Source organism: Achromobacter sp. 1014246743 (assembly GCF_059760725.1).
Map to the genome: position 1 here is coordinate 17,971 of NZ_JCBANA010000037.1, position 18,447 is coordinate 36,417.

Annotated in this window: 21 protein-coding genes; 9 read left to right on the forward strand and 12 right to left on the reverse strand. The window is 59.2% G+C overall.

Going from position 1 to position 18,447, the window contains the following annotated elements:
* Positions 1-52: 52 nt before the first annotated feature.
* From dsbG to AC6LJ2_RS16815, 5 genes are read right to left on the reverse strand one after another with little or no spacing between them, the layout of a single operon-like run.
* A complete protein-coding gene (gene dsbG, locus AC6LJ2_RS16795; protein WP_054457939.1) occupies positions 53-904 on the reverse strand; it encodes a thiol:disulfide interchange protein DsbG in 852 nt (283 codons plus the stop codon).
* A complete protein-coding gene (locus AC6LJ2_RS16800) occupies positions 901-1,752 on the reverse strand; it encodes a TlpA family protein disulfide reductase (protein WP_054457938.1) in 852 nt (283 codons plus the stop codon). Before AC6LJ2_RS16800 ends, dsbG begins: the two co-directional genes overlap by 4 nt.
* Positions 1,749-3,539 (reverse strand): protein-disulfide reductase DsbD, encoded by a 1,791-nt coding sequence (gene dsbD, locus AC6LJ2_RS16805; RefSeq protein WP_054457937.1) that lies wholly within the window; start codon positions 3,537-3,539, stop codon positions 1,749-1,751. The genes AC6LJ2_RS16800 and dsbD overlap by 4 nt, the downstream gene beginning before the upstream one ends.
* 49 nt (positions 3,540-3,588) lie before the next feature.
* Entirely contained in the window at positions 3,589-3,885 is a 297-nt protein-coding gene (locus tag AC6LJ2_RS16810) for a DsrE family protein (protein ID WP_054457962.1), read from the reverse strand.
* A gap of 54 nt (positions 3,886-3,939) precedes the next feature.
* Complete coding sequence (locus tag AC6LJ2_RS16815; RefSeq protein WP_054457936.1) at positions 3,940-4,734, reverse strand: sulfite exporter TauE/SafE family protein; 795 nt, start codon at positions 4,732-4,734, stop codon at positions 3,940-3,942.
* Between the two features lie 70 nt (positions 4,735-4,804).
* Here AC6LJ2_RS16815 and AC6LJ2_RS16820 point away from each other — a divergent pair, with 70 nt between their 5' ends.
* Together AC6LJ2_RS16820 and AC6LJ2_RS16825 are read left to right on the forward strand one after the other, a co-directional pair.
* Positions 4,805-5,470, forward strand: coding sequence for a winged helix-turn-helix domain-containing protein (locus AC6LJ2_RS16820; protein ID WP_054457961.1), 666 nt, complete (start codon positions 4,805-4,807; stop codon positions 5,468-5,470).
* Entirely contained in the window at positions 5,467-6,813 is a 1,347-nt protein-coding gene (locus AC6LJ2_RS16825) for a sensor histidine kinase (protein WP_054457935.1), read from the forward strand. The genes AC6LJ2_RS16820 and AC6LJ2_RS16825 overlap by 4 nt, the downstream gene beginning before the upstream one ends.
* Positions 6,814-7,000: 187 nt before the next feature.
* On the opposite strand, the gene AC6LJ2_RS16830 is transcribed toward AC6LJ2_RS16825, so the two are convergent.
* The 7 genes from AC6LJ2_RS16830 to AC6LJ2_RS16860 all read right to left on the reverse strand — a co-directional run bounded on the left by AC6LJ2_RS16830 (position 7,001) and on the right by AC6LJ2_RS16860 (position 13,619).
* Positions 7,001-7,870, reverse strand: coding sequence for a LysR family transcriptional regulator (locus tag AC6LJ2_RS16830; RefSeq protein ID WP_054457934.1), 870 nt, complete (start codon positions 7,868-7,870; stop codon positions 7,001-7,003).
* A gap of 171 nt (positions 7,871-8,041) precedes the next feature.
* Positions 8,042-8,788 carry an amino acid ABC transporter ATP-binding protein gene (locus AC6LJ2_RS16835; protein WP_054457933.1) on the reverse strand — a complete coding sequence of 249 codons (747 nt, stop codon included), beginning with the start codon at positions 8,786-8,788 and terminating at the stop codon, positions 8,042-8,044.
* Positions 8,789-8,817: 29 nt separating this feature from the next.
* Positions 8,818-10,062 (reverse strand): alpha-hydroxy acid oxidase, encoded by a 1,245-nt coding sequence (locus AC6LJ2_RS16840; RefSeq protein ID WP_054457932.1) that lies wholly within the window; start codon positions 10,060-10,062, stop codon positions 8,818-8,820.
* Positions 10,059-10,787 carry an amino acid ABC transporter permease gene (locus AC6LJ2_RS16845; protein WP_082401264.1) on the reverse strand — a complete coding sequence of 243 codons (729 nt, stop codon included), beginning with the start codon at positions 10,785-10,787 and terminating at the stop codon, positions 10,059-10,061. The genes AC6LJ2_RS16840 and AC6LJ2_RS16845 overlap by 4 nt, the downstream gene beginning before the upstream one ends.
* The gene (locus AC6LJ2_RS16850) at positions 10,781-11,512 is read right to left on the reverse strand and encodes an amino acid ABC transporter permease (protein WP_054457931.1); all 732 of its coding nucleotides are present in this window, start codon (positions 11,510-11,512) and stop codon (positions 10,781-10,783) included. The genes AC6LJ2_RS16845 and AC6LJ2_RS16850 overlap by 7 nt, the downstream gene beginning before the upstream one ends.
* Before the next feature lie 37 nt (positions 11,513-11,549).
* Positions 11,550-12,446: a transporter substrate-binding domain-containing protein gene (locus AC6LJ2_RS16855; RefSeq protein WP_054457930.1), complete on the reverse strand. Its 897-nt coding sequence runs from the start codon at positions 12,444-12,446 to the stop codon at positions 11,550-11,552.
* Positions 12,447-12,515: 69 nt separating this feature from the next.
* On the reverse strand, positions 12,516-13,619 hold the full coding sequence (locus AC6LJ2_RS16860) for an Ldh family oxidoreductase (RefSeq protein WP_498151778.1): 1,104 nt from the start codon (positions 13,617-13,619) through the stop codon (positions 12,516-12,518).
* 219 nt (positions 13,620-13,838) lie between these two features.
* Between AC6LJ2_RS16860 and AC6LJ2_RS16865 the strand changes: the two genes are divergently transcribed.
* The 7 genes from AC6LJ2_RS16865 (at position 13,839) to AC6LJ2_RS16895 (ending at position 18,351) form a co-directional block, all read left to right on the forward strand.
* Complete coding sequence (locus AC6LJ2_RS16865; RefSeq protein ID WP_498151779.1) at positions 13,839-14,402, forward strand: TetR/AcrR family transcriptional regulator; 564 nt, start codon at positions 13,839-13,841, stop codon at positions 14,400-14,402.
* 103 nt (positions 14,403-14,505) lie between these two features.
* Positions 14,506-15,189, forward strand: coding sequence for a DsbA family oxidoreductase (locus AC6LJ2_RS16870; RefSeq protein WP_054457927.1), 684 nt, complete (start codon positions 14,506-14,508; stop codon positions 15,187-15,189).
* 103 nt (positions 15,190-15,292) lie between these two features.
* Entirely contained in the window at positions 15,293-15,847 is a 555-nt protein-coding gene (locus AC6LJ2_RS16875; RefSeq protein ID WP_054457926.1) for an OsmC family protein, read from the forward strand.
* A gap of 73 nt (positions 15,848-15,920) precedes the next feature.
* Positions 15,921-17,042, forward strand: coding sequence for an alkene reductase (locus AC6LJ2_RS16880; protein WP_054457925.1), 1,122 nt, complete (start codon positions 15,921-15,923; stop codon positions 17,040-17,042).
* A 38-nt stretch (positions 17,043-17,080) separates the two neighbouring features.
* On the forward strand, positions 17,081-17,401 hold the full coding sequence (trxA, locus tag AC6LJ2_RS16885; RefSeq protein WP_054457924.1) for a thioredoxin: 321 nt from the start codon (positions 17,081-17,083) through the stop codon (positions 17,399-17,401).
* Between the two features lie 68 nt (positions 17,402-17,469).
* Positions 17,470-17,856, forward strand: a complete 387-nt coding sequence (locus tag AC6LJ2_RS16890) for a thioredoxin family protein (RefSeq protein WP_220389118.1) — start codon at positions 17,470-17,472, stop codon at positions 17,854-17,856.
* Positions 17,857-17,937: 81 nt separating this feature from the next.
* Positions 17,938-18,351: a DUF6632 domain-containing protein gene (locus AC6LJ2_RS16895; RefSeq protein ID WP_054457923.1), complete on the forward strand. Its 414-nt coding sequence runs from the start codon at positions 17,938-17,940 to the stop codon at positions 18,349-18,351.
* Positions 18,352-18,447 lie beyond the last annotated feature (96 nt).

Sequence of the window (18,447 nt, forward strand, 5' to 3'; positions counted from 1 at the left end):
GCCTCATTATGGCCCGGCGCCAGCGACGGGCACGAGACGTGATTGATATCGGTCACGGTCGTTTGCCCAGCACCTTCTCGATTTCGCTAGGCGGCATACCTGTGCGCTGATGTACCTCGCCATTCGCGTCGCGCCACACGAAGGCAGGCGTCGCTCGCAGTGACAGCGCCTGCATGAGCGCCATATTGGCCAATAGCTTCCCCTCGATTTCCGACGGGATGGGGTCCAGTGGTTTAAGCATCTCATCGTTGACCGGTCGGAGTCGCCCCGTTGCCATCTGCGCTGCCACGCCAGCCGACTGCCTGGCCTCGTAATCGTGCAAGGCCTTTGCTGGATCCTGAGCTGACAACAAGGCGGCCGCCATGCCGGGGCTTGTCGGCGTCAACATTCCGACTACGACGTGACGCAATTGCACATGTCCCGCGTCGACCCAGGGTCGAGCGTCCGCCCAGGACTTGGCGCAGTACGGGCAATTGGGATCCGTAAAGACATAGACGGTGCGGCCTGCATCTGGCTTGCCGTCGGCCAGCCATGTCGAACTTTCCAGCTGCTTCCAGACGTCGCTAGATATGGCCGGGGCCGTTGCCGATTGCAGTGGACCGCGAGTCAGATCGTTGCCGTCCTTGTCGAGTAGCGTGCCCGCGATCACGTATTGGCCCCCGGGCACGGCGTAGAGCGCGACAGGACGGTTGCCCGCCCGCGCCGCCCAACCCTGGACCCCTGCGGGAGTCTGTAAAGGGCCTAGAACCTCCAGACCTTCGGCCTGCAACGCCCGCAACGCGTGAGGGAGATCGGAGGCGGAAGCGGGAGAATTAAGCGACAGCATCAATGCCGCGATCACTGAAGCGCCGAAGCTGCGTGGGAACGATCCGGTACGAGCGGTAAGCGGAAGCGAGTCAGTCAAGGGAGCATTTCCTTAGAGGTGTGAGGAGCAGGGGCGTGGCTTATGAGCGCAAGGCGCTGTGCGAGCGTGGCTCGTGAGAGTTCTCCCTGCCGGGTGTCGACGTGCCGGCCGAAAGCGTCGAAGAACAAGGTGGCGGGTAATGCGCGATGACCGAACACGGTGGCGGCCTGGGTGTCGACGTCGAGGAGGACGTTTTCCAGCGCCAGACCCTGCTGTGCGAGAAACTGCTGCACTACCGCGGTGCGCTCGCCTTGATTCAGGAAAACAAATGTGATCTCCGGATGGGCGGCCTGCGCTTGGGCGAAAACTGGCATTTCGCGCCTGCAGGGCGGGCACCAGCTGGCCCAGAGATTGAGCACGACCGGCTTGCCTTGAAAGGCTTGCAGCGATCTCGGCTCTCCCTCCAGCGTTCGGAACGTGGTTTCGGGCAGGGACGCGCGCGGTTCGCCCGATCCGGTGGCTGCAGCCACCCAGTGAGCTCCCGCCCAGACCAGCGTTGCCACCGCGATTCCTGTCAGCATGGGTGCCTTCCAACTGCTGCGATGCCCGCTCAGCCATACGGCGTAGGCCCATGCCGCGGCAAAACCGGCGGTGGCATTCCAGCCGCCGTCGCGAATGTCAAGGATCGAGACGGGATCGGCGGAGTACGCGTCGAACTGCTGAGCGACAAATGCTGCGCGCGAGGCCAGGATGCCAGTTAACAACACCCGGCCCATCGGAAGTTGCGTGTCGGGGTCGCGCCGCATAGCTAACCATGCCGCCACCCCTTGACCCATCAGTACGCTTGCGATGAACGCCACCAGTGTCAAGGGCAACACTAACGGTCCTACAGAAAGCATGCCGCTCATGGCGCCTCCAGCGCGAGACGCTGCTGGCGGAGCAACGCCGAGGCGTCAAACTCGCCGGTCAGCCGCTGCGCACGCCGCTCGCGTCCATCGGCGCCGAAGAACAAGGCACTCGGCGGCCCGGGCACTTGTAGCTGGCGCAGTAGCGCCAATTGGTCCGGCGTGCTGCGGGTTAGGTCCATGCGAATTAGCTCGAACGACGATAGCGCTGCGCGGACCTCGGGTAGGGGATAGACCTCCCGTTCAATTTTCTTGCAGGACACGCACCATTGCGCCGAGAAGTCGAGGAAGACGGGTTTGCCCGCAGCTTGCGCGCTGCTGAGCGCCGCCGCCATGGCATCCGGTGCATCCACGGTGATGAAGCCATCGGTTTCGGCAGGTGTGCCAGGGGTATTCACGTTGCCGGCCACCAGGAACGCCAACGGACGCACGGGGTCGGCCTGCCCCGCCGCGGCCCCCAGTTGCATGGCGAGTCCCCAGGTCATCATGGGAATCGAAACGCTGAGCAACAGTGCCAGATAGGCTGCTGATGTCCGTGCTTGCCAGGCCCAGATGGCAAGAGCACTGGCGATCGCAATGGCCAGGCCACCCCACAGGGCCAGGCTCACCGGAGGCGGAAGTATGCGTTCCAGCATCAGTACCGCGGTGCCGAGCAACAGGAACCCGAATACCGCTTTCACACGCTCCATCCACAGGCCAGGGCGGGGCAGGAGACGCGGGCCCAAGGCGCCGACGGCGAGCATTGGCAATCCCATTCCTAAGCCCAGCGCAAAAAGAATCGCCGCACCACGTACGAGGTCTCCGCTTTCGGCGATGTACAGCAGCGTGCCAGCCAGCGGCGCCGTCATGCAGGGGCCGACGAGCAATGCAGAAACTATCCCCATCACCGCCGAACTCAACAAGGTACCGCCTTGTTGACGCCGGCCCGCTCGATCCAGTCTATCGCGCAACGACGCGGGCAGTTGCAGGTTGTAGAAGCCAAACATGGCGAAGGCGAGCGTGACGAACACCGTCCCCAGCAGGCCAAGCATGTAGGGGTTTTGCAAGGAGGCTTGAAGGCTGGCACCGGCCAACGCCGCCGCCACTCCCATGGCGGCATACGTGGCGGCCATGGGAAGGACAAAGGCCAAGCTCAGTATCAAGCCACGCCTTGGGGACGCCCGCGCGCCGACGACCAGGGAGGAGACGATGGGCAGCATCGGCAGCACGCAGGGCGTGAAAGCCAGCCCCAGGCCCAACACAAGAAAAACTGCCAGGCTCCAGCCCAGACTATGGTTGTCGAGCGCATGCCGGATGCTCACATCGCTGTTCGCGTCCAGCGCGGGGGCCGGGCTAGTGCCGCTAGTCGCCGATAGGCGGCTTATGTCGATGTCGCGCGTCTGAGGGGGATAGCAGAGACCGGCATCCGCGCAGCCTTGCCAAGTGACACGCAAGATGCCGTTCCCTGCGGGTGCGAGCACTGCTCGAGCCTGGCCGTGGTAGACCTCCATCACGCCGAAATTTGGGTCGTCCTTGCTTTCGCCTGGCGGCGTTTGCAGGGAAGCCGACGTTGCCTGCGGCATGCGCTGTGCTTCGATACGCTCGCGATAAAGGTAATAGCCTTCGGCAATCTGCCAGTTCAGCACGACTTCGTCCCCCGCGCCGCGCGACGACTCCAGACGGAACGCCTCTTCAGGGTCGAGAAATTCGTTCTGCGAGAAGGCCGATGTCGCGAACGTGGCCAAAGTTAGAACCGCAAGCCAAGGAAGCCATCGGCGCGCGAGCGCCCGGATAACGCGTGATTTCGTCATGTACCAGATAGTGCAGCGCGCGGATTATCAGAGCATTAACACTGCGGGGTCAGGCGCGGACGTATGACCAACCTTCGCTTTGCCATTGAGCCAGCAGAACGATGGCCGCTTCGGACAACACCGCCATCGGCTCTCGTGCCACGCGCTCGGTGCGCGCCAGGGTGTTAGGACACAGCCACGTGACAGCGTCCGCGTCATGAGATTCGCCGTCGAGCGCGGCGGCAACCGCCGAGCCGTTAAGCACCAGACGGATCTGCGCGTCGGGTCGAGCCTTGCGTAGATTGAGCACATTGTTGCGCGCACGCTCAAGCGCGGCGGACGTGGGTGCGTGGATCAGTACATTCATGAGAGAGGTCCAGAAGGGATCGGCGCAAGCACGGGCGAGCGCCATGGGGGAGGATCAAGTGCGCAGGACGAGAACGCCAGCGACGGCGACGCACACAGCGGCGAACACCCGCTGTAACACCGGTTGTGGCACGAGCGGTGCCGCCATCCGGCCGAGCATCATGCCCACGGTCGCGGCAGCGATGAACAGCCATTGCGCGTCGGTCAAGGAAAGGCCACGCATCACAGCGGAGCCCACCGTGACTGCTGAGACCAAGGCGATGACCATCAAGGAGGTGGACACGATGTTGTGCATGCGGGCGTTGCTGAAATACGTGAGCGCCGGCACGATGATGAAGCCTCCACCCACGCCCAACATGCCGGTGCAGATGCCCGCCACGGCCCCTATCGACCCCAACGTGGCCGCGGTGCGGCCGGTCCAGATGAACCGGCCGGTCTCGGCGGAAAGACGGCAGGCCTTGGTGCGATCGGCCGCTGGCGCCAGAGCGGCACTCGCGGGACGTGACTGGCGTGCCATGCGTACGGCCACGAGCATCATGACGGCTGCGAACCCCAGGCTGAGCCACGAGGCAGGAATCTGTCGCGCCAGCGCTAGCCCCAGTGGTGCGGTGATGGCGCCGGTGATTGCCATCAGGAGTGCGGCCTTGTAGCGCACCAGGCCGCTACGCAGGCCCTGGATGGCGCCCACGGCCGAGGCCGCGCCCACGGCGATCAGAGCCACTGGCGCAGCTTGCGCCAAAGACATATGCAGTCCGAACATGAGAGCTGGCACCGCGAGAATGCCTCCCCCGGCGCCGGTGAGCCCAAGGGAGGCACCTATGCACAAGCCAAGCCATAACGCAGTCGCCATGCTAAATTACCTTAGGAAATAAGCTTATTATTTAAAATAATTATGCGTGTTTTGGCTGGAAGGATCAATCGTGCGAATCTTGTTGGTTGAGGACGACGCATCCGTGGCGGCAGGGATCGAGGTTGGGCTCGGCCTGCACGGCTTCATCGTGGATAGCGTGTGCACGCTGGGCCAGGCCGACCTCGCGCTTCGCACGTCCCACCCGAGTGCCTGCGTGCTGGATCTGGGCCTGCCGGATGGAGATGGCATGTCGCTACTTGCGCGATGGCGGGCACGGCGCGAACATCTTCCGATCCTCGTGCTCACGGCGCGCGACAGCGTGACGCAACGTGTGGATGCTCTCCGGAACGGCGCCGACGATTACCAGCTCAAACCCTTCGATCTAGACGAGTTGGCTGCGCGCCTGCAGGCGATAATGCGGCGTGCGGCCGGCTACAGCGCCGACCACATCCAGCACGGCCCGCTCACGGTCAATTTATCTTCCGACGAGGTCCGCCTCGAAGGGCAGCCGGTCACGCTGTCGCGGCGCGAGCTTGGGTTGCTCAAGGTGTTGCTGCAGCACCCGGGACGAGTTCTGACCGCGGATCAACTGCGCGATAACCTTTATAGATCGGGTGACCGTGCGGAAAGCAACGCCGTCAATGTCCATATCCACAAGCTACGGCGCAAGCTCGGGATGAACGTGATCGAGACCGTGCGCGGTCTCGGGTACCGGCTGGGAAGCCAGCTCCCGTGAGTCTGCGCATTCGACTGCTGCTGCTCCTGGGAGGCGTCTGGATCCTATTGGGCGGCATGATGACGCTCTGGATGTTCGAGCGCGCCACGACCAAGGTCGATGACGCGCTTGATGCGCGACTGGCATCTTCCGCATCCATGGTTGCCCGGCTGATTTCGCAAATACCTGTGGGTGCGGGCGCCCCTTTCGGCATGCCCGAAGGCCCATTGGACGTCCTCGCGCGCGATGGCGTGGCTTGCGAAGTCAGCCAGTGGCGCGGGGAAGTCCTTTCGCGAACGATCGCCCGCGTGGATGGCGGGCCGGAGTTGCGCGATGCTTCGGCCGGCTTTGGTTCGCTCATCCAGCATGGTGTCGCTTGGCGCACGTATGTAATGGAGGAGGGCGACTTACGCGTTGCCACCGCAGACCGGATGGACATGCGGACTGCGCTACGCACCGAAATCGCATTGACCGCGTTGGTGCCGTTGGCGGCGGGTTTGCTGGCAGGCCTTTTGCTGCTATGGCTAGGTATCGGTCGCGGGCTGGCTCCGATGGAGTGGTTGCGCCGCTCGCTCGCGCAGGGCAGGCCGCTGGCCGAGCTGCAATTGCGTTATCGGCGCATTCCCAAGGAGCTGCGGCCGTTCGCTCAAACAATCACCCAATTGCTGCGAAGCATGGAACAGGCGCTTGAGCGCGAACGCCGCTTTTCAGACAACGCCGCCCACGAGATGCGCACGCCGGTGACGGCCGTCAAGACCCACCTGCAGGTGCTGGCCCGTTTGCCAGCACCCACGGAATCGGCACTGTGGCGCCAGTCGCTGGATCACGCACTACTGGGCACAGCGCGGTTGGAGCGCCTGCTGGAGCAACTGCTCCTGCTCGCCCGCGTGGAAAACAGTACGGAACAGGTATTCGGAGACGGCCTGCATTGCGATGCGGTGGTGGTCCTGAAGCCGCTGATCAAAGCTCTTCCGACCGCACGTATCACGCTAGCCTCACCGTCCGAATCGATACACGTCGCACTTTCCGACACATTGCTGGTCAGCGCCGTGCGCAATCTGCTGGACAATGCGCTGGCCTACTCGCCGGCCGACCAGACGATCGACGTGACCTTGAAGCCTTCTGCCTCCTCGCTCGAGATTTCTGTGCGCGACCGCGGACCCGGCCTCAGCGCAGATCAGTGCGAGCGAGCCGTGGAGCCATTCTGGCGTGGTGTCCGACACACATCAGGCAGCGGGCTGGGTCTCTCCATCGTGGCTGCGATCGCCAAACAGCATGGCGGCCTGCTGCAACTGCTGCCCGCACCCGATGGTGGGTTGGCGTGCCGCCTGACGCTGCCCTTGGCAGCCGCCGGTTCGTCTTAATCAATTTTGTTAAGCGGAAGTTAGTTCTTTATAGCTATCGTTCGCGATTGGCAGCCGGACACAATTCGAACGGCCAGGCGCGGCGGAAGAACTTCATGTCGAGGCACGTTATCCGTAGGTGCAAGAATACCCTGTGAGCCTTTCGCAAAGCACAGGCGGGAGATGCGGCGAACTTCGTTGGACGCCGTTATTCGGGACTTGTGGCCAGTAGCGAGTCGAAAAACTCATTATTGAGATGAGCGCGTGGGTTGTCTAGGCGTTCGATCAGACCAATTTGGCGGAAGAACGTATGCTCGCCTAAGGATATTTCCCTGATCTCAAGCCCAAGCTTTTTTAGCGAAGGCGTGCTCGGAAGAATGGCGACGCCCAGCCCTCTAGCCACTAGCATCGCAATGGTTTCCACCGAATCCACTTCCATGAATTCCTTGACGGAGTGCTTGCGCTGTTTAAGAAAATGATCGATTGACGCGCCGCCATGTGATCGGCGGTCATAGCGAATGAACGGCTGTGTTGCCAACAGTTCGCCTACATCACTGTCCTTTCTCCACTGAGGCACCCACAGAACATAGGGTTCATTCCGCACGGGGCGCCATGAGAGTAAGCCGTGCACCGGAAAGGGCGGCTTTACGATGAGCGCGCAGTCAAGAATGTGCTTTTCGACCATTGCCAAAAGCTCCGCCGATGAGCCGGGGGTCAGATGGACGTCTGTGTTGGGATAACGCTTTCGAAACTCCACCACAGCGTCTATGACCTCTCCTAGCAGTCCCGTCATGATCGAGCCCGCTCGCAAGGTACCGCTTAGCAATGCGTCCTCAAGACCATTTCGCATGTCGTCGTAGAGACCAACTATGCGTTCGGCAACGGTAAGAGCACGGCGGCCCGCGTGAGTCAGGACGGTGCCTCGTCGTTGCCGGTCAAAGAGCTCGTTGCCAATTGACTCTTCGAGCTTGCGCATCTGCGTGCTGACCGCGGACTGTGACAATCCGAGTCGGTCGCCTGCTGCTGAAAAACTTCCGAGTCGGGCCACCGCCACGAACGTCTGCAGGTATTGGATCATTCGTTGCACTCCAAGCTGCAAAACGAATTGGAAAAGTGGTCATTGGACCACTCTACGCTCGAGCCGCTCTTCATGGAAGCGCTCCGGCTCAAACCAAAGATATTTATCTTTCAGCAGTGGCCGGGGCGGTGTGCCAACTTCATAGCCGTACCGAGCACTCGCGTGTCGGCTTTAGTGAGGCAAGATTTGTTCAAGGAACAGGCTTACCCTTTTGTTGCGGGTTCCTGTCGAACTGAAAAAATCGCCCTTACTGCAGTCTTCCAGGATCATGCCGCCGACATCCATAAAGATTATCCGATCGGCAACTCGCCGTGCGAACCCCATTTCGTGGGTGACGACCACCATTGTCATCCCTTCCTGTGCAAGGGAGACCATCACATCGAGAACCTCGTTGACCATTTCCGGATCTAGGGCGGAGGTGGGTTCATCGAAGAGCATCACCACGGGGTCCATGCTCAGTGCACGAGCTATGGCCACGCGTTGTTGTTGACCGCCGGACAACTGGCTGGGGTACTTGTCCTTGTGCTGGATGAGTCCGACGCGATCAAGCATCTTCAGCCCGCGCGTGGTCGCAGTGGCGTTATCGCGCTTAAGCACCTTTTCCTGAGCCAGGGTCAGGTTCTCCACCACCGTCAAATGGGGGAAAAGTTCAAAGTTCTGAAACACCATGCCCACCTTCGAGCGTAGTGCGGAAAGGTCCGTTGACGAGTTCTGCAGACTGACGCCACAGACCGTGATCGTGCCTTCTTGAATAGGCTCCAGCGCGTTGATCGTCTTGATCAACGTCGACTTTCCCGAACCGGACGGGCCGCATACCACCACCACTTCGCCTTTTTCGATAGTGGTGGAGCAACCATTTAGCACCCGCGTAGTGCCATACCACTTCGATACGTTTTCAATGCCGATAACCGTCGTCATAGCAGGGTAGATCTCATTCCAAATGTCGATCAAACTTGATGGCTGTAGCCACGTAGCGGATACAGTACCGATTTGTCGATGTCACCGACAGACCGGCGGCCAGCAAGCGCCATATCACGTTGGACTTCTTCTTTTAGAAGTTGGATGGCGCGAAGCACACCTTCCCGCCCACCCACAGACGCGGCATAGGCAAAGGGACGGCCAACGAACACAAACTTTGCGCCAAGCGCGAGTGCTTTGATTACGTCAGTGCCTCTGCGGACTCCGCTATCCAGCATGACCGGGATACCGGGACAAGCTGCGACGATGCCGGGAAGCACCCGCAGCGGAGCTGCGGCGCCGTCCAGTTGACGGCCCCCGTGGTTGGAAACGACGACGCCGTCCGCTCCGCAGGCGGCCGCCATCGCCGCATCGCGAGGATCCAAAAGTCCCTTGATGATTAGTTTGCCCTTCCACAGCTCGCGTACCAATTTGACCTGCCTCCAATCAGCGTGCGCGGCGGCGCTCAGGTCTCGCTGTGCGGAGGCAGAGAAAATTGGCACGCCGCGATGAGCGTGGTTGTTCTCGAAATGCGGCATCCCGTGTGTGAAAAGCGTACGAAGAAACGTACCAGCCGTCCAACGCGGATGGGTAATTCCTTGCCATGCCAGGCGTAGACTTGGGCGTACAGGCGTTGAAAAGCCCGCACGTGCATTGTTCTCGCGGTTTCCATTCACGGGACAATCCACGGTGATGACCAGCGTTTCGTAGCCAGCGGCCCTGACGCGCTCGGTGAGGGCCACGATCCCCGCATCCTCACTTGGGAAGAACATCTGGAACCACGCGCGCTGGTTAGCCTGCCGCACGTCTTCTAATGGTATGAGCGAAGCACCGCTAAGCATCATCGGGATGTTCTCGACGGCAGCGGCCGAAGCCAGAACCGTGTCGCCCCTATAGGCCCAAAGCGCAGCTACTCCCATGGGTGCGATGCCGAATGGAAGGCTATACCGATGGCCGAGCAGATCTACGCTGGTGTCGACGTTGTCCACGCCGACCATAAACCGAGGCACCAGTTCGAAGTCCGAAAAGACGGAACGGTTCGAGCGTAGCGACTGGTTCGTTTCGGTGCCTCCGGAGACATACTGGTAGAAGGGCGTAGGCAGATGTCGTTTTGCCGCGAGCTCAAAGTCATCGAGGCTTAGGCAAGACTCTAGTTTGCGGCTATACGCGACTCGGGCGCCTTGCGGCGTCTCCTTGCGATCGACAGTCCCGCTTTGAACATATTGGTGATTCATACGCTTTTCGGCTTCGGAGAAAAAATAGATCGAACGGGGGCTGGCGCGCCGGCAGCGGAAAAGCGTCTTTGCACCAGGCGCGAAAATGAGAAGCAAATGACGAAGTACATCAAGGCTGCTGCGATGTAAGCTTCCACAGGACGCCCAAGGTTGCTGCCCGCGGTCTCGAAGCCCTTGAGCATGTCGTACGCACCGATCGCGTAGACAAGTGACGTGTCCTGGAAAAGGATGATCGTCTGTGTCAATAGCACGGGGTACATGCGTCGGAGCGCCTGCGGCAAGACAATCGCTTGCATCGTTCTCAAGTACGACATACCCAGCGCTTGTCCTGCCTGCCGCTGCCCCGCCGGAACGGAAAGGATGCCCGCGCGTATTACTTCGCAGTACAACGCGGCTTCGAACGCGATGAATGTGATGAACGCCGATCCCTCTGATCGATGCTGAGAGGCGAAACTGCCCAGCGAATCAAACGCCGCTGGCGGCACCAGAAGGAAAAACCACAGCAACACCATCACAAGAGGGATGCTGCGCATCGTGTCGACGTAGGTGCCGGCAATGCCAGCCAGGAGCCTTGACGGTGATAGTCGCATTAGCGCCAGCACGACACCGAAGAACAGGCCGCCAATTGCGGCGACCACAGTGAGCGCCAAGCTGAAATAGATGCCGGGTAGCACATACTCGCTGAAGTACTGCCAGGTAAAAAAGCTCAGATCGATGTTTAGCATCGCGATTCCTTCATGCGACGCGACCCGGATGCCACGCCAGGAACTTCTACTTTGGCCTGAATCAGGAGCATCAGCCGGTTTACGATGATTGCGCTGAGTGCATAGAGCCCGGTAACGGCCAAGTAGATTTCAGTGCCTCGAGCCGTTTCTTCTTGCGCCTGCAACGCGAACATCGTCAGTTCCCCAACGGATACCGCGAACGCCACAGACGAGTTCTTGACCACGCTCATCATCTCGGTCGTCAGTACGGGCAGAATGACCCGAAATGAAACCGGCAGGATGACGTACCGGTAGCTTTGGAGCTGCGTCAAACCCAATGCAGTAGCCGCTGACTTCTGTCCAACAGCCACAGCGCGAATCCCGGAGAAAACCTGGGTCGCGATCCGCGATGATGTGTACAGACCGAGCGCAACGATGACGAGAACAAAGCCGGAAGTACGGCGCAGCTCGGGAACCAGAACCGGCATGACCTGGTACCACAGGAAAACCTGGAGTATGAGCGGGATATTCCTGAATAGTTCGATCCATGCCTGGCTCACCCCGGCCCACAAGCGATTCTGGACGCTGCGCAAGATGCCCACAATTGTCCCGATCACCAGCGCGATCCCCATGGCGCATACCGCCACGGAAATCGTCCAACCCCAAGCCGAAAGCAACCATTGGAGATACGATCCGTAGTTGCCGCCGGGGTCTTTTAAAAATACTTCCCAATGCCACGCTTGCATGATTCACCTTGCCTTTACATGGATCTCATTGCTGAAATCACTTGGCGACGTAAGATTCGGCAGGGCGATCGTTGGGTTGTTCGTAAGCCGCTCGCGTAGCCGGACTCATTGGAAGATTGATGGCGGTGTTGCGCGGCGGAATTGGGCTCATGAACCAACGGTTGTAGAGCTTCTCCATGTCGCCGGACTTCATCGACGCAGCAACATAAGTGTTCAGGGCCTTCTTGATTTCGGGGTCATCCTTGCGAACCATCAGGGCTAGGGGTTCGGTGCTGAGCGGACTGCCGACGATTTCGTACAGTTCCGGCTTGGCCATGTTCGCAATGTTGCCGGCCAAGGTGTTGTCGTCCATCACGTACGCGTCCGCACGCCCGGACTGCAACAACAGAAACCCTTCGGCGTGGTCTTTGGTCAACACCAGGTTCATGTCGAGGTTCCTGCTGCTATTAAGCGCTCGAAGGTTTTGCACGACGGTAGTGCCAACCGACGTTGCGACGGTCTTACCCTTGAGATCTTCGACGGCCTTGATGCCCGATTCCTTTTTAACTGCGTATCGGACAAGTGATACGTAGTCCGTGTAGGAGAATGCCACCTGTTCCCCTCGCGCTTCGGTGTTCGTGGCCGCATCGCACACGATGTCGACGGTGCCGTTCTGAAGAAGAGGGATGCGGTTCTGCGCGGTGACGCTCATATAGCGGACCTTTACACCGGGCAACGCGCTGGCTACGAACTTTTCGCACAGCTCCGTCTGCATGCCCGTGTATCCGCTCCCCACTCGGTAGGTCATGGGTATTGTGTTTTCCTTTACCCCAAGCACGATGAAACCAGCCGTCTTGGCTTTGGAAAGAGTGTCGGCAGACTGTGCGTACGAGACGGGGCCAACCATAAGCGTCGCGAGGGCGAAGCCAACGAGTTTCTTGTTGATGGATTTCATATTTTTCCCCTGTTTATCTGCGTCACCGCAGGTAGTCCTGGTGCATGCACCAGGTTGGAACAACGACACTCACAACACGATGTTGAGTCGGCTTCCGAGCGTTGCCAGCCGATCAAGTTCTAACGATGAGTACTCAATGCCATCGCTCGAAGCGGTAGTTTCGCTTTCGACTTCAGGCTGACCCGGCCATCGGACTTTGTCGACGCCTGCGGCAGGTGGGCAATCTTCGATCTTGGCCTGAAGAGAGAGCGCTTGCGAAAAATATGCCGATTGGTCGGTGAAGCGGCTCAGGTCGACAGCAATGACGAACCAGTTAAGTTCATGGGGAGTGCCTAGGACGGCCTCTCCGAATAGTTCGGCAATAAGTGCCATGGCTGATCCCTTCTGCTCTCCTGACGTCAGCAATGCGCCACCGTCATACAAGTCCTCAGGATTCACGGACGGCTTGCCGGTCTTGTCGATAATCCAGCCCGGTGGCAACGGCTTTTGATTCGTGCGATAGACCAGCACCTTGCCCTGCGCCGTTGCTGCGGTGGCGAAGTCAGCGCTTGCCATGCTGTCTCTCGTCATCGGCAAGCTAAAGGCGTACGGGTTTGTATCGAACACCCCTTTGGCGCCGCCATGCGGGGCGACCTCGTGCAGGTGCCGATTCGCACCGCCGCCGAAGACCATGCCCCACATGAACCGGCGCGCCAGTGCTTCGCTGAACGCGCCGATTCTTCCGGTATGCGCGCAGTTGACCAACGCCCCGGCGGCGACTCCATTTTCCCGGGCTACTTTCTCAAGCTCGGGCACCATGGCGTCCAATGCAACAATCCCCCAGTTCCTGTTTGCATCGATATGGAGCATCCCAGGCGCGACCTGGCGAATATCTATCGGAGCCTTGTTGTCGATGTAGCCGCTTTCAATCTGCTCGGCATAGCGCACGAGACGAATCATTCCGTGCGATCGCACATTCTTCATGTCCGCCTCCACCAAGTGAGACGAGATGGTGCGAGCAGTCGACTCTGGAGTGTCCAGGGCCAATAGGACATTTGTGCAGAATTGACGTGCGCGGTCCGGCTGTACTTTCATGATTGCTCCAACGCTGAATCCAAATATCAAAGGCGCTTCATTGGCAAGTACGGGCGCCGATGTGGGCGCGCCTGGCCGCAGGTTGTCGAACTGCGACATAAGCCGGCCGTCAGGACCGCGCTGCATCTGTTGCGCTGATGAAACTATTGGATCATGTGCAGAATGCGCAGCTCTTCAAAGAATGCTGGTGTGCTATGAATTATTTGCGGGTCACATCAGGCGCTGGGACGGAACGTGGTTTTTCCACCCACAATGTGTTGACAGCCTACCAACTGGTAGGTAGAATTCAAAAATACTAGGACCGAAAAAGGCAAGGATATGGCTACCGGCACACGAGAGGCTTTGCTTCAGACCGCAGAAGCCCTAATGCGTACCCGAGGCTATACCGCGTTCAGCTACGCTGATCTTGCTGACGCGGTAGGCATTCGCAAGGCGAGCATCCACCATCATTTCCCCACTAAGGAAGACCTGGGCGAAGTGATCGTCGAGACCTACATTGCCCGCGTAAGCACCGAGCTCGAACGGATACAGACTCAGCATCGCCACGTTATGGGCCGTCTGGAGAGCTTTTTTCAAATTTTCAGGTCCAGTACCGATGGCGGCCTGCTACCTCTTTGCGGGGCGCTTGCGGCCGAGGTGTCTGCATTGCCGCCGAATCTGCAGCGGCTGACGCATCGGTTCTTTGACATGCAGTTGACTTGGCTGGCCAGGATACTGAAGGAGGGCATCAATCTTGGAGAAATTCCGCAGGGCAGCGGAGCCAAGGAAAAGGCGTTTTTACTGCTGAGCCTTCTGGAAGGTTCCTGCTTCATCAACTGGGCCACCAGGGAAGACGCGCCGCTGAACCTAAGTGTGATTCAAGTGATAGCCCAACACGCTTGAGAATGCTGCGTCGACCCCTGGAGGGATAAATGCAGCCATTTTTTTAACCTATTAGCCTACCTACTACATGGTAGGGTTGTCGTTTGGTAGGACGGAAATATCAATGAAAACTGTGAACGTGGAAGTATGGTCTGACTTTGTATGTCCGTGGTGCTGGATTGCAAAAAAGCGTTTTGAAAAGGCGGTTGTGTCGTTGGCCGGCCAGGTCCAGGTCGAGGTGAGCAACCGTGCCTACCGTCTTGCCAAGGGCGTGCTTCCGATGGACTACAAGACCGCCCTGCAGCAGAAGCTTGGCGGAGCCGCTGCTGCGGATCGGATGATGGAGGCGGTCAGCGCCAATGGTCTTATGGAAGGCCTCGTCTACAACTTCGACGCCATGCGTTTTGGAGACACGACTAAAGCGCATGCGCTGCTCAAGAACATTGGCGATCCACTACTCGCGCAGCGGTTGATGGAGCGCCTGTACAAGGCTGGCACAACAGACGGACTCGATATTTTTGATCGGGATGTGCTGATTGCTTTGGCCAAAGAAGTTGGCGTTACCGACACGTCATTTGACCTCGAATCCGCGCGTATCGCCGCCGAAATTCAACGTGACGAGAGTAGGGCGAGCCGCATTGCCAATGGTGTGCCGTTGTTCCTATTCAACGACAGCGTCTTTGTGTCGGGTGCGCGAGACGTCAGTGTTTTCGAGCGAGCAATTCTAGATGCCGCGCGCGAGGCGGCCGAAGAAATTACCGGTGCCGCAGAAGGTGGGAGCTGCGGCATTGATGGCTGTTCCCACTAATTCACCACTTGAACTTATCGCATCAATCAACTGGATCAAACGGCGCCATCCGGCACCGCGCGACCTCTTGCGTACATACGCGTAATCAGAAAGGAATATTGAAATGACCAACATGCCCAATGGTATCGATGTCGCCGCGCTTCAGCAGTTCGCAAAAGGCATAGCCGAGGATGCTTCAAAGCGGAATGCCCGCTTCAACGTCAAGACGAAATGGGCCGGCCAGACCCGCTCAGTCGCAACGGTAAGCCACTATTCGCTCAGTGGAGTGAAGTACGAACGCAACTTCGAAATCGCGGCTGATGAACCGAACGAATTGCTCGGTCAGAACTCCGCGCCTAATCCGCAAGAACTGTTGATGGCAGCGCTTAATGCCTGCTTGACGGTCGGCTACGTGGTCAACGCCGCGGCGATGGGAATCACGGTGCACAGCCTGGAGATTGAGACCGAAGGCGAGCTGGATCTGCGCGGGTTCCTCGGGTTGGACGAAACCGTGAACCCCGGCTATGACGAAGTGAGCTATGTCGTTCGCCTGCACGCCGACGCCCCGCGCGAACGCCTGGAGGAACTTCACGATGTGGTGAGCAAGACGTCGGTAAACCGCGCCAACTTCTCCAAGGCCATTCGGGTCGTCTCCACGCTGGAAGTCTTGGAAGGCTAAGGCCGGACTGCATCACACACGCATTGCAACCAGCAGCTCCGAACGGGGTTGCATCCCAATCGAGAAACGCATCATGAGCAAACTTTTTACCGCCTACGACCTGTCCGGTCTGCAACTGGCCAACCGTGTCGTCATGGCGCCGATGACACGGACTCGGACGCCCGAGAACATCCCTGATGACCTGACTGCTCTCTACTACGCACAGCGCGCGTCGGCGGGCTTGATTATTACGGAAGGTCTGCCAGTTTCCGAGGAAGGCCGCGGCTATTTGTATACGCCCGGCTTGTACACCGACGAGCAGGTCCAAGGATGGCGCAAGGTGACTGACGCTGTGCATGCGAAGGGCGGCAAGATCTTCGCTCAGCTTTGGCACGTAGGCCGTCTGTCTCACTATTCCACTCAGCCGGGCAATGGCGCGCCGGTGTCTTCAGGCGAGGTGCCGGCGACGTCGACCATGGTTTATGCATGGGTAGAGCCGGGCAAAGAAGGTCCGGTTTTGCCCAGCAAGCCGCGCGCGCTTTCCACAGACGAAGTGGGTCGCGTCATCCAGGACTTTGTTGCCTCTGCTCGATGCGCCATGGATGCAGGCTTTGATGGGGTCGAAGTGATGGCGGCCAACGCCTTCTTGTTTGATCAGTTCCTGAGTAGCGCAATGAACACCCGCACCGATAAATACGGCGGCTCGATCGCCAATCGTCAACGCTTCTTGCTGGAGACGCTTGATGCACTGGCGGACGCGATCGGTGGTGAAAAGGTGGGTGTGCGTGTCTCACCGTTCGGCCGTATCTATGACATGGAGGCCTTTGACGGCGAGGAAGAAGCGTGGGCCAGCATGGCTGCAGCTTTGAACGATAGAACTTTGGCATTTGTCCACCTGAACTATCAGACGACTATTTCGGCCGCGGGCACGCCCGCTGGCTTTGGTGCCGCCTTCCGCAAGGCGTACCAGGGCACTCTGATCGGCGCTGGTGGTTTTACCAAGGATCTGGCCGACGCTGAGCTTGCAAAAGGAGAGCTTGATTTGATCGCGTTCGGCACGGCATACATCGCTAACCCCGATCTGGTGGAGCGCATGAAGAACGGGTGGCCACTCGCAGAGGCTGACCGGTCCACGTTCTACGGGGTGATTGGAGCCAAGGGCTACACCGATTACCCGACTTTCGAGTCCAGCGGAAGTCTCGCTGCAATCAACTAATCAGTGCATTAAGCAATCGCGTTTTATGGAGGTTCCAAATGGCTACCCGTAACACCACCACTAGTGATTTCGAAGTTGATGTCATTCAGAGCAAGACGCCGGTCTTGGTCGATTTCTGGGCGCCTTGGTGTCCGCCTTGCCGAGCCATCGCCCCTTCATTGGAGGAGCTTTCCGACGAACTCGCTGGCAAGCTGCAGGTGGTCAAGGTTGACATCGACGAGCATCCCGAACTGGCGCGGCGATATGGCGTACGGTCCATCCCGGCATTAAAGGTCTTCGTGGACGGGAATGTCGCCAAGGAGCTCCTCGGAGCGATGCCGAAGCAGGCGTTGCGTGCGGAACTGGCTGCATTCGTATAAGACGCGTTAGTCACATAGCCAGGCGGCCGGCCTCAGCGAGGCCAGCTGCCAGTTGAAAAGGTGAGGCGATGAACATGACCGTGCCATCTTGGGTCGGGAAAGTAGAGGAGCTGGATGCCACGGCATTTAACCGTTTGGCACGCTCGAGCAACGTTCCGATTTTGCTTTACATCGGAGCGCCGTGGTGCCCCCCGTGCACGACGATGGGGCCCGCAGTTGAAAAGGCTGCTGAAGATTTTGGCGGGCAGGTTCGAGTTGTGAAAGTCAATGCTGCCACGGATTCCCAACTGCTGAACTCGTTGAAGGTCGCAGCTGTGCCGATGATCGTGTTGTATGGCGAGTACGGCCGGGAACTTGGCCGGTTCCTGGGAAATTTGTCCGCACGTGAGATCTCACGCTGGGTGCAGACAAAGTTCAGTCAGGAGCAGCAAGAGGCTTACGCCTTGGTTTCTTAAGCGTAATCGGGCGTATGCCCTGCCGCGTGAATGGATCTTAAAACCCGAGTGAGTTAATACGCTCGGCTACCGGAGAAAAAAATGTCGACGTCCCGTTTGAAACTTCTGAAGATCGCCCTTCTTGTTATCGGGGTCATATTTTGCTTGATTTATCCGCTGGCGGTCGTATGGCCGTCGGGATGGATGTGGCATGAAGGGCCGCCTGCCTCTTCTCACTACTTCATGATGATTGTGGGCATGTACGCAACGCTCGGGGTGTTGCTGATCCGCGCTTCACGCGATCCGATGGCGAATCGGTCGCTGATCGACTTCGCGATATGGTCGAGTGTCGTGCACGGCTTGATCATGGCGGTTCAGTCCTACAGCCCTGGGTCGCACATGGGGCATATGTTGGGTGACGTGCCCGCGCTCTTGCTAGTTGCGATCGTGCTGGGCGCGTTGACCTATACCGGTGGTGCGAGGACTGATAGGGGGGGAAGCGGTCGTCCCGGCTGATTGCCTGGGCAGTTCATGGGCTGCGGGGCTGATCCGTCAGAAACGCCGATTGGAAACGGACTGGCCCCTTGCGCAAATACGAACTCAGGAGAAAGG

What these genes read in the sequence shown, in the direction of transcription:
- AC6LJ2_RS16815 (WP_054457936.1), bottom strand. Translation starts at nt 4,734, where the DNA reads ATGGCGACTGCGTTATGGCTTGGCTTGTGCATAGGTGCCTCCCTTGGG.
- AC6LJ2_RS16860 (WP_498151778.1), bottom strand. Translation starts at nt 13,619, where the DNA reads ATGTCGCAGTTCGACAACCTGCGGCCAGGCGCGCCCACATCGGCGCCC.
- dsbD (WP_054457937.1), bottom strand. Translation starts at nt 3,539, where the DNA reads ATGACGAAATCACGCGTTATCCGGGCGCTCGCGCGCCGATGGCTTCCT.
- AC6LJ2_RS16875 (WP_054457926.1), top strand. Translation starts at nt 15,293, where the DNA reads ATGACCAACATGCCCAATGGTATCGATGTCGCCGCGCTTCAGCAGTTC.
- AC6LJ2_RS16850 (WP_054457931.1), bottom strand. Translation starts at nt 11,512, where the DNA reads ATGCAAGCGTGGCATTGGGAAGTATTTTTAAAAGACCCCGGCGGCAAC.
- AC6LJ2_RS16855 (WP_054457930.1), bottom strand. Translation starts at nt 12,446, where the DNA reads ATGAAATCCATCAACAAGAAACTCGTTGGCTTCGCCCTCGCGACGCTT.
- AC6LJ2_RS16870 (WP_054457927.1), top strand. Translation starts at nt 14,506, where the DNA reads ATGAAAACTGTGAACGTGGAAGTATGGTCTGACTTTGTATGTCCGTGG.
- AC6LJ2_RS16845 (WP_082401264.1), bottom strand. Translation starts at nt 10,787, where the DNA reads ATGCTAAACATCGATCTGAGCTTTTTTACCTGGCAGTACTTCAGCGAG.
- AC6LJ2_RS16880 (WP_054457925.1), top strand. Translation starts at nt 15,921, where the DNA reads ATGAGCAAACTTTTTACCGCCTACGACCTGTCCGGTCTGCAACTGGCC.
- AC6LJ2_RS16890 (WP_220389118.1), top strand. Translation starts at nt 17,470, where the DNA reads ATGAACATGACCGTGCCATCTTGGGTCGGGAAAGTAGAGGAGCTGGAT.
- AC6LJ2_RS16865 (WP_498151779.1), top strand. Translation starts at nt 13,839, where the DNA reads ATGGCTACCGGCACACGAGAGGCTTTGCTTCAGACCGCAGAAGCCCTA.
- AC6LJ2_RS16895 (WP_054457923.1), top strand. Translation starts at nt 17,938, where the DNA reads ATGTCGACGTCCCGTTTGAAACTTCTGAAGATCGCCCTTCTTGTTATC.
- AC6LJ2_RS16800 (WP_054457938.1), bottom strand. Translation starts at nt 1,752, where the DNA reads ATGAGCGGCATGCTTTCTGTAGGACCGTTAGTGTTGCCCTTGACACTG.
- trxA (WP_054457924.1), top strand. Translation starts at nt 17,081, where the DNA reads ATGGCTACCCGTAACACCACCACTAGTGATTTCGAAGTTGATGTCATT.
- AC6LJ2_RS16835 (WP_054457933.1), bottom strand. Translation starts at nt 8,788, where the DNA reads ATGACGACGGTTATCGGCATTGAAAACGTATCGAAGTGGTATGGCACT.
- AC6LJ2_RS16840 (WP_054457932.1), bottom strand. Translation starts at nt 10,062, where the DNA reads ATGAATCACCAATATGTTCAAAGCGGGACTGTCGATCGCAAGGAGACG.
- AC6LJ2_RS16810 (WP_054457962.1), bottom strand. Translation starts at nt 3,885, where the DNA reads ATGAATGTACTGATCCACGCACCCACGTCCGCCGCGCTTGAGCGTGCG.
- AC6LJ2_RS16830 (WP_054457934.1), bottom strand. Translation starts at nt 7,870, where the DNA reads ATGATCCAATACCTGCAGACGTTCGTGGCGGTGGCCCGACTCGGAAGT.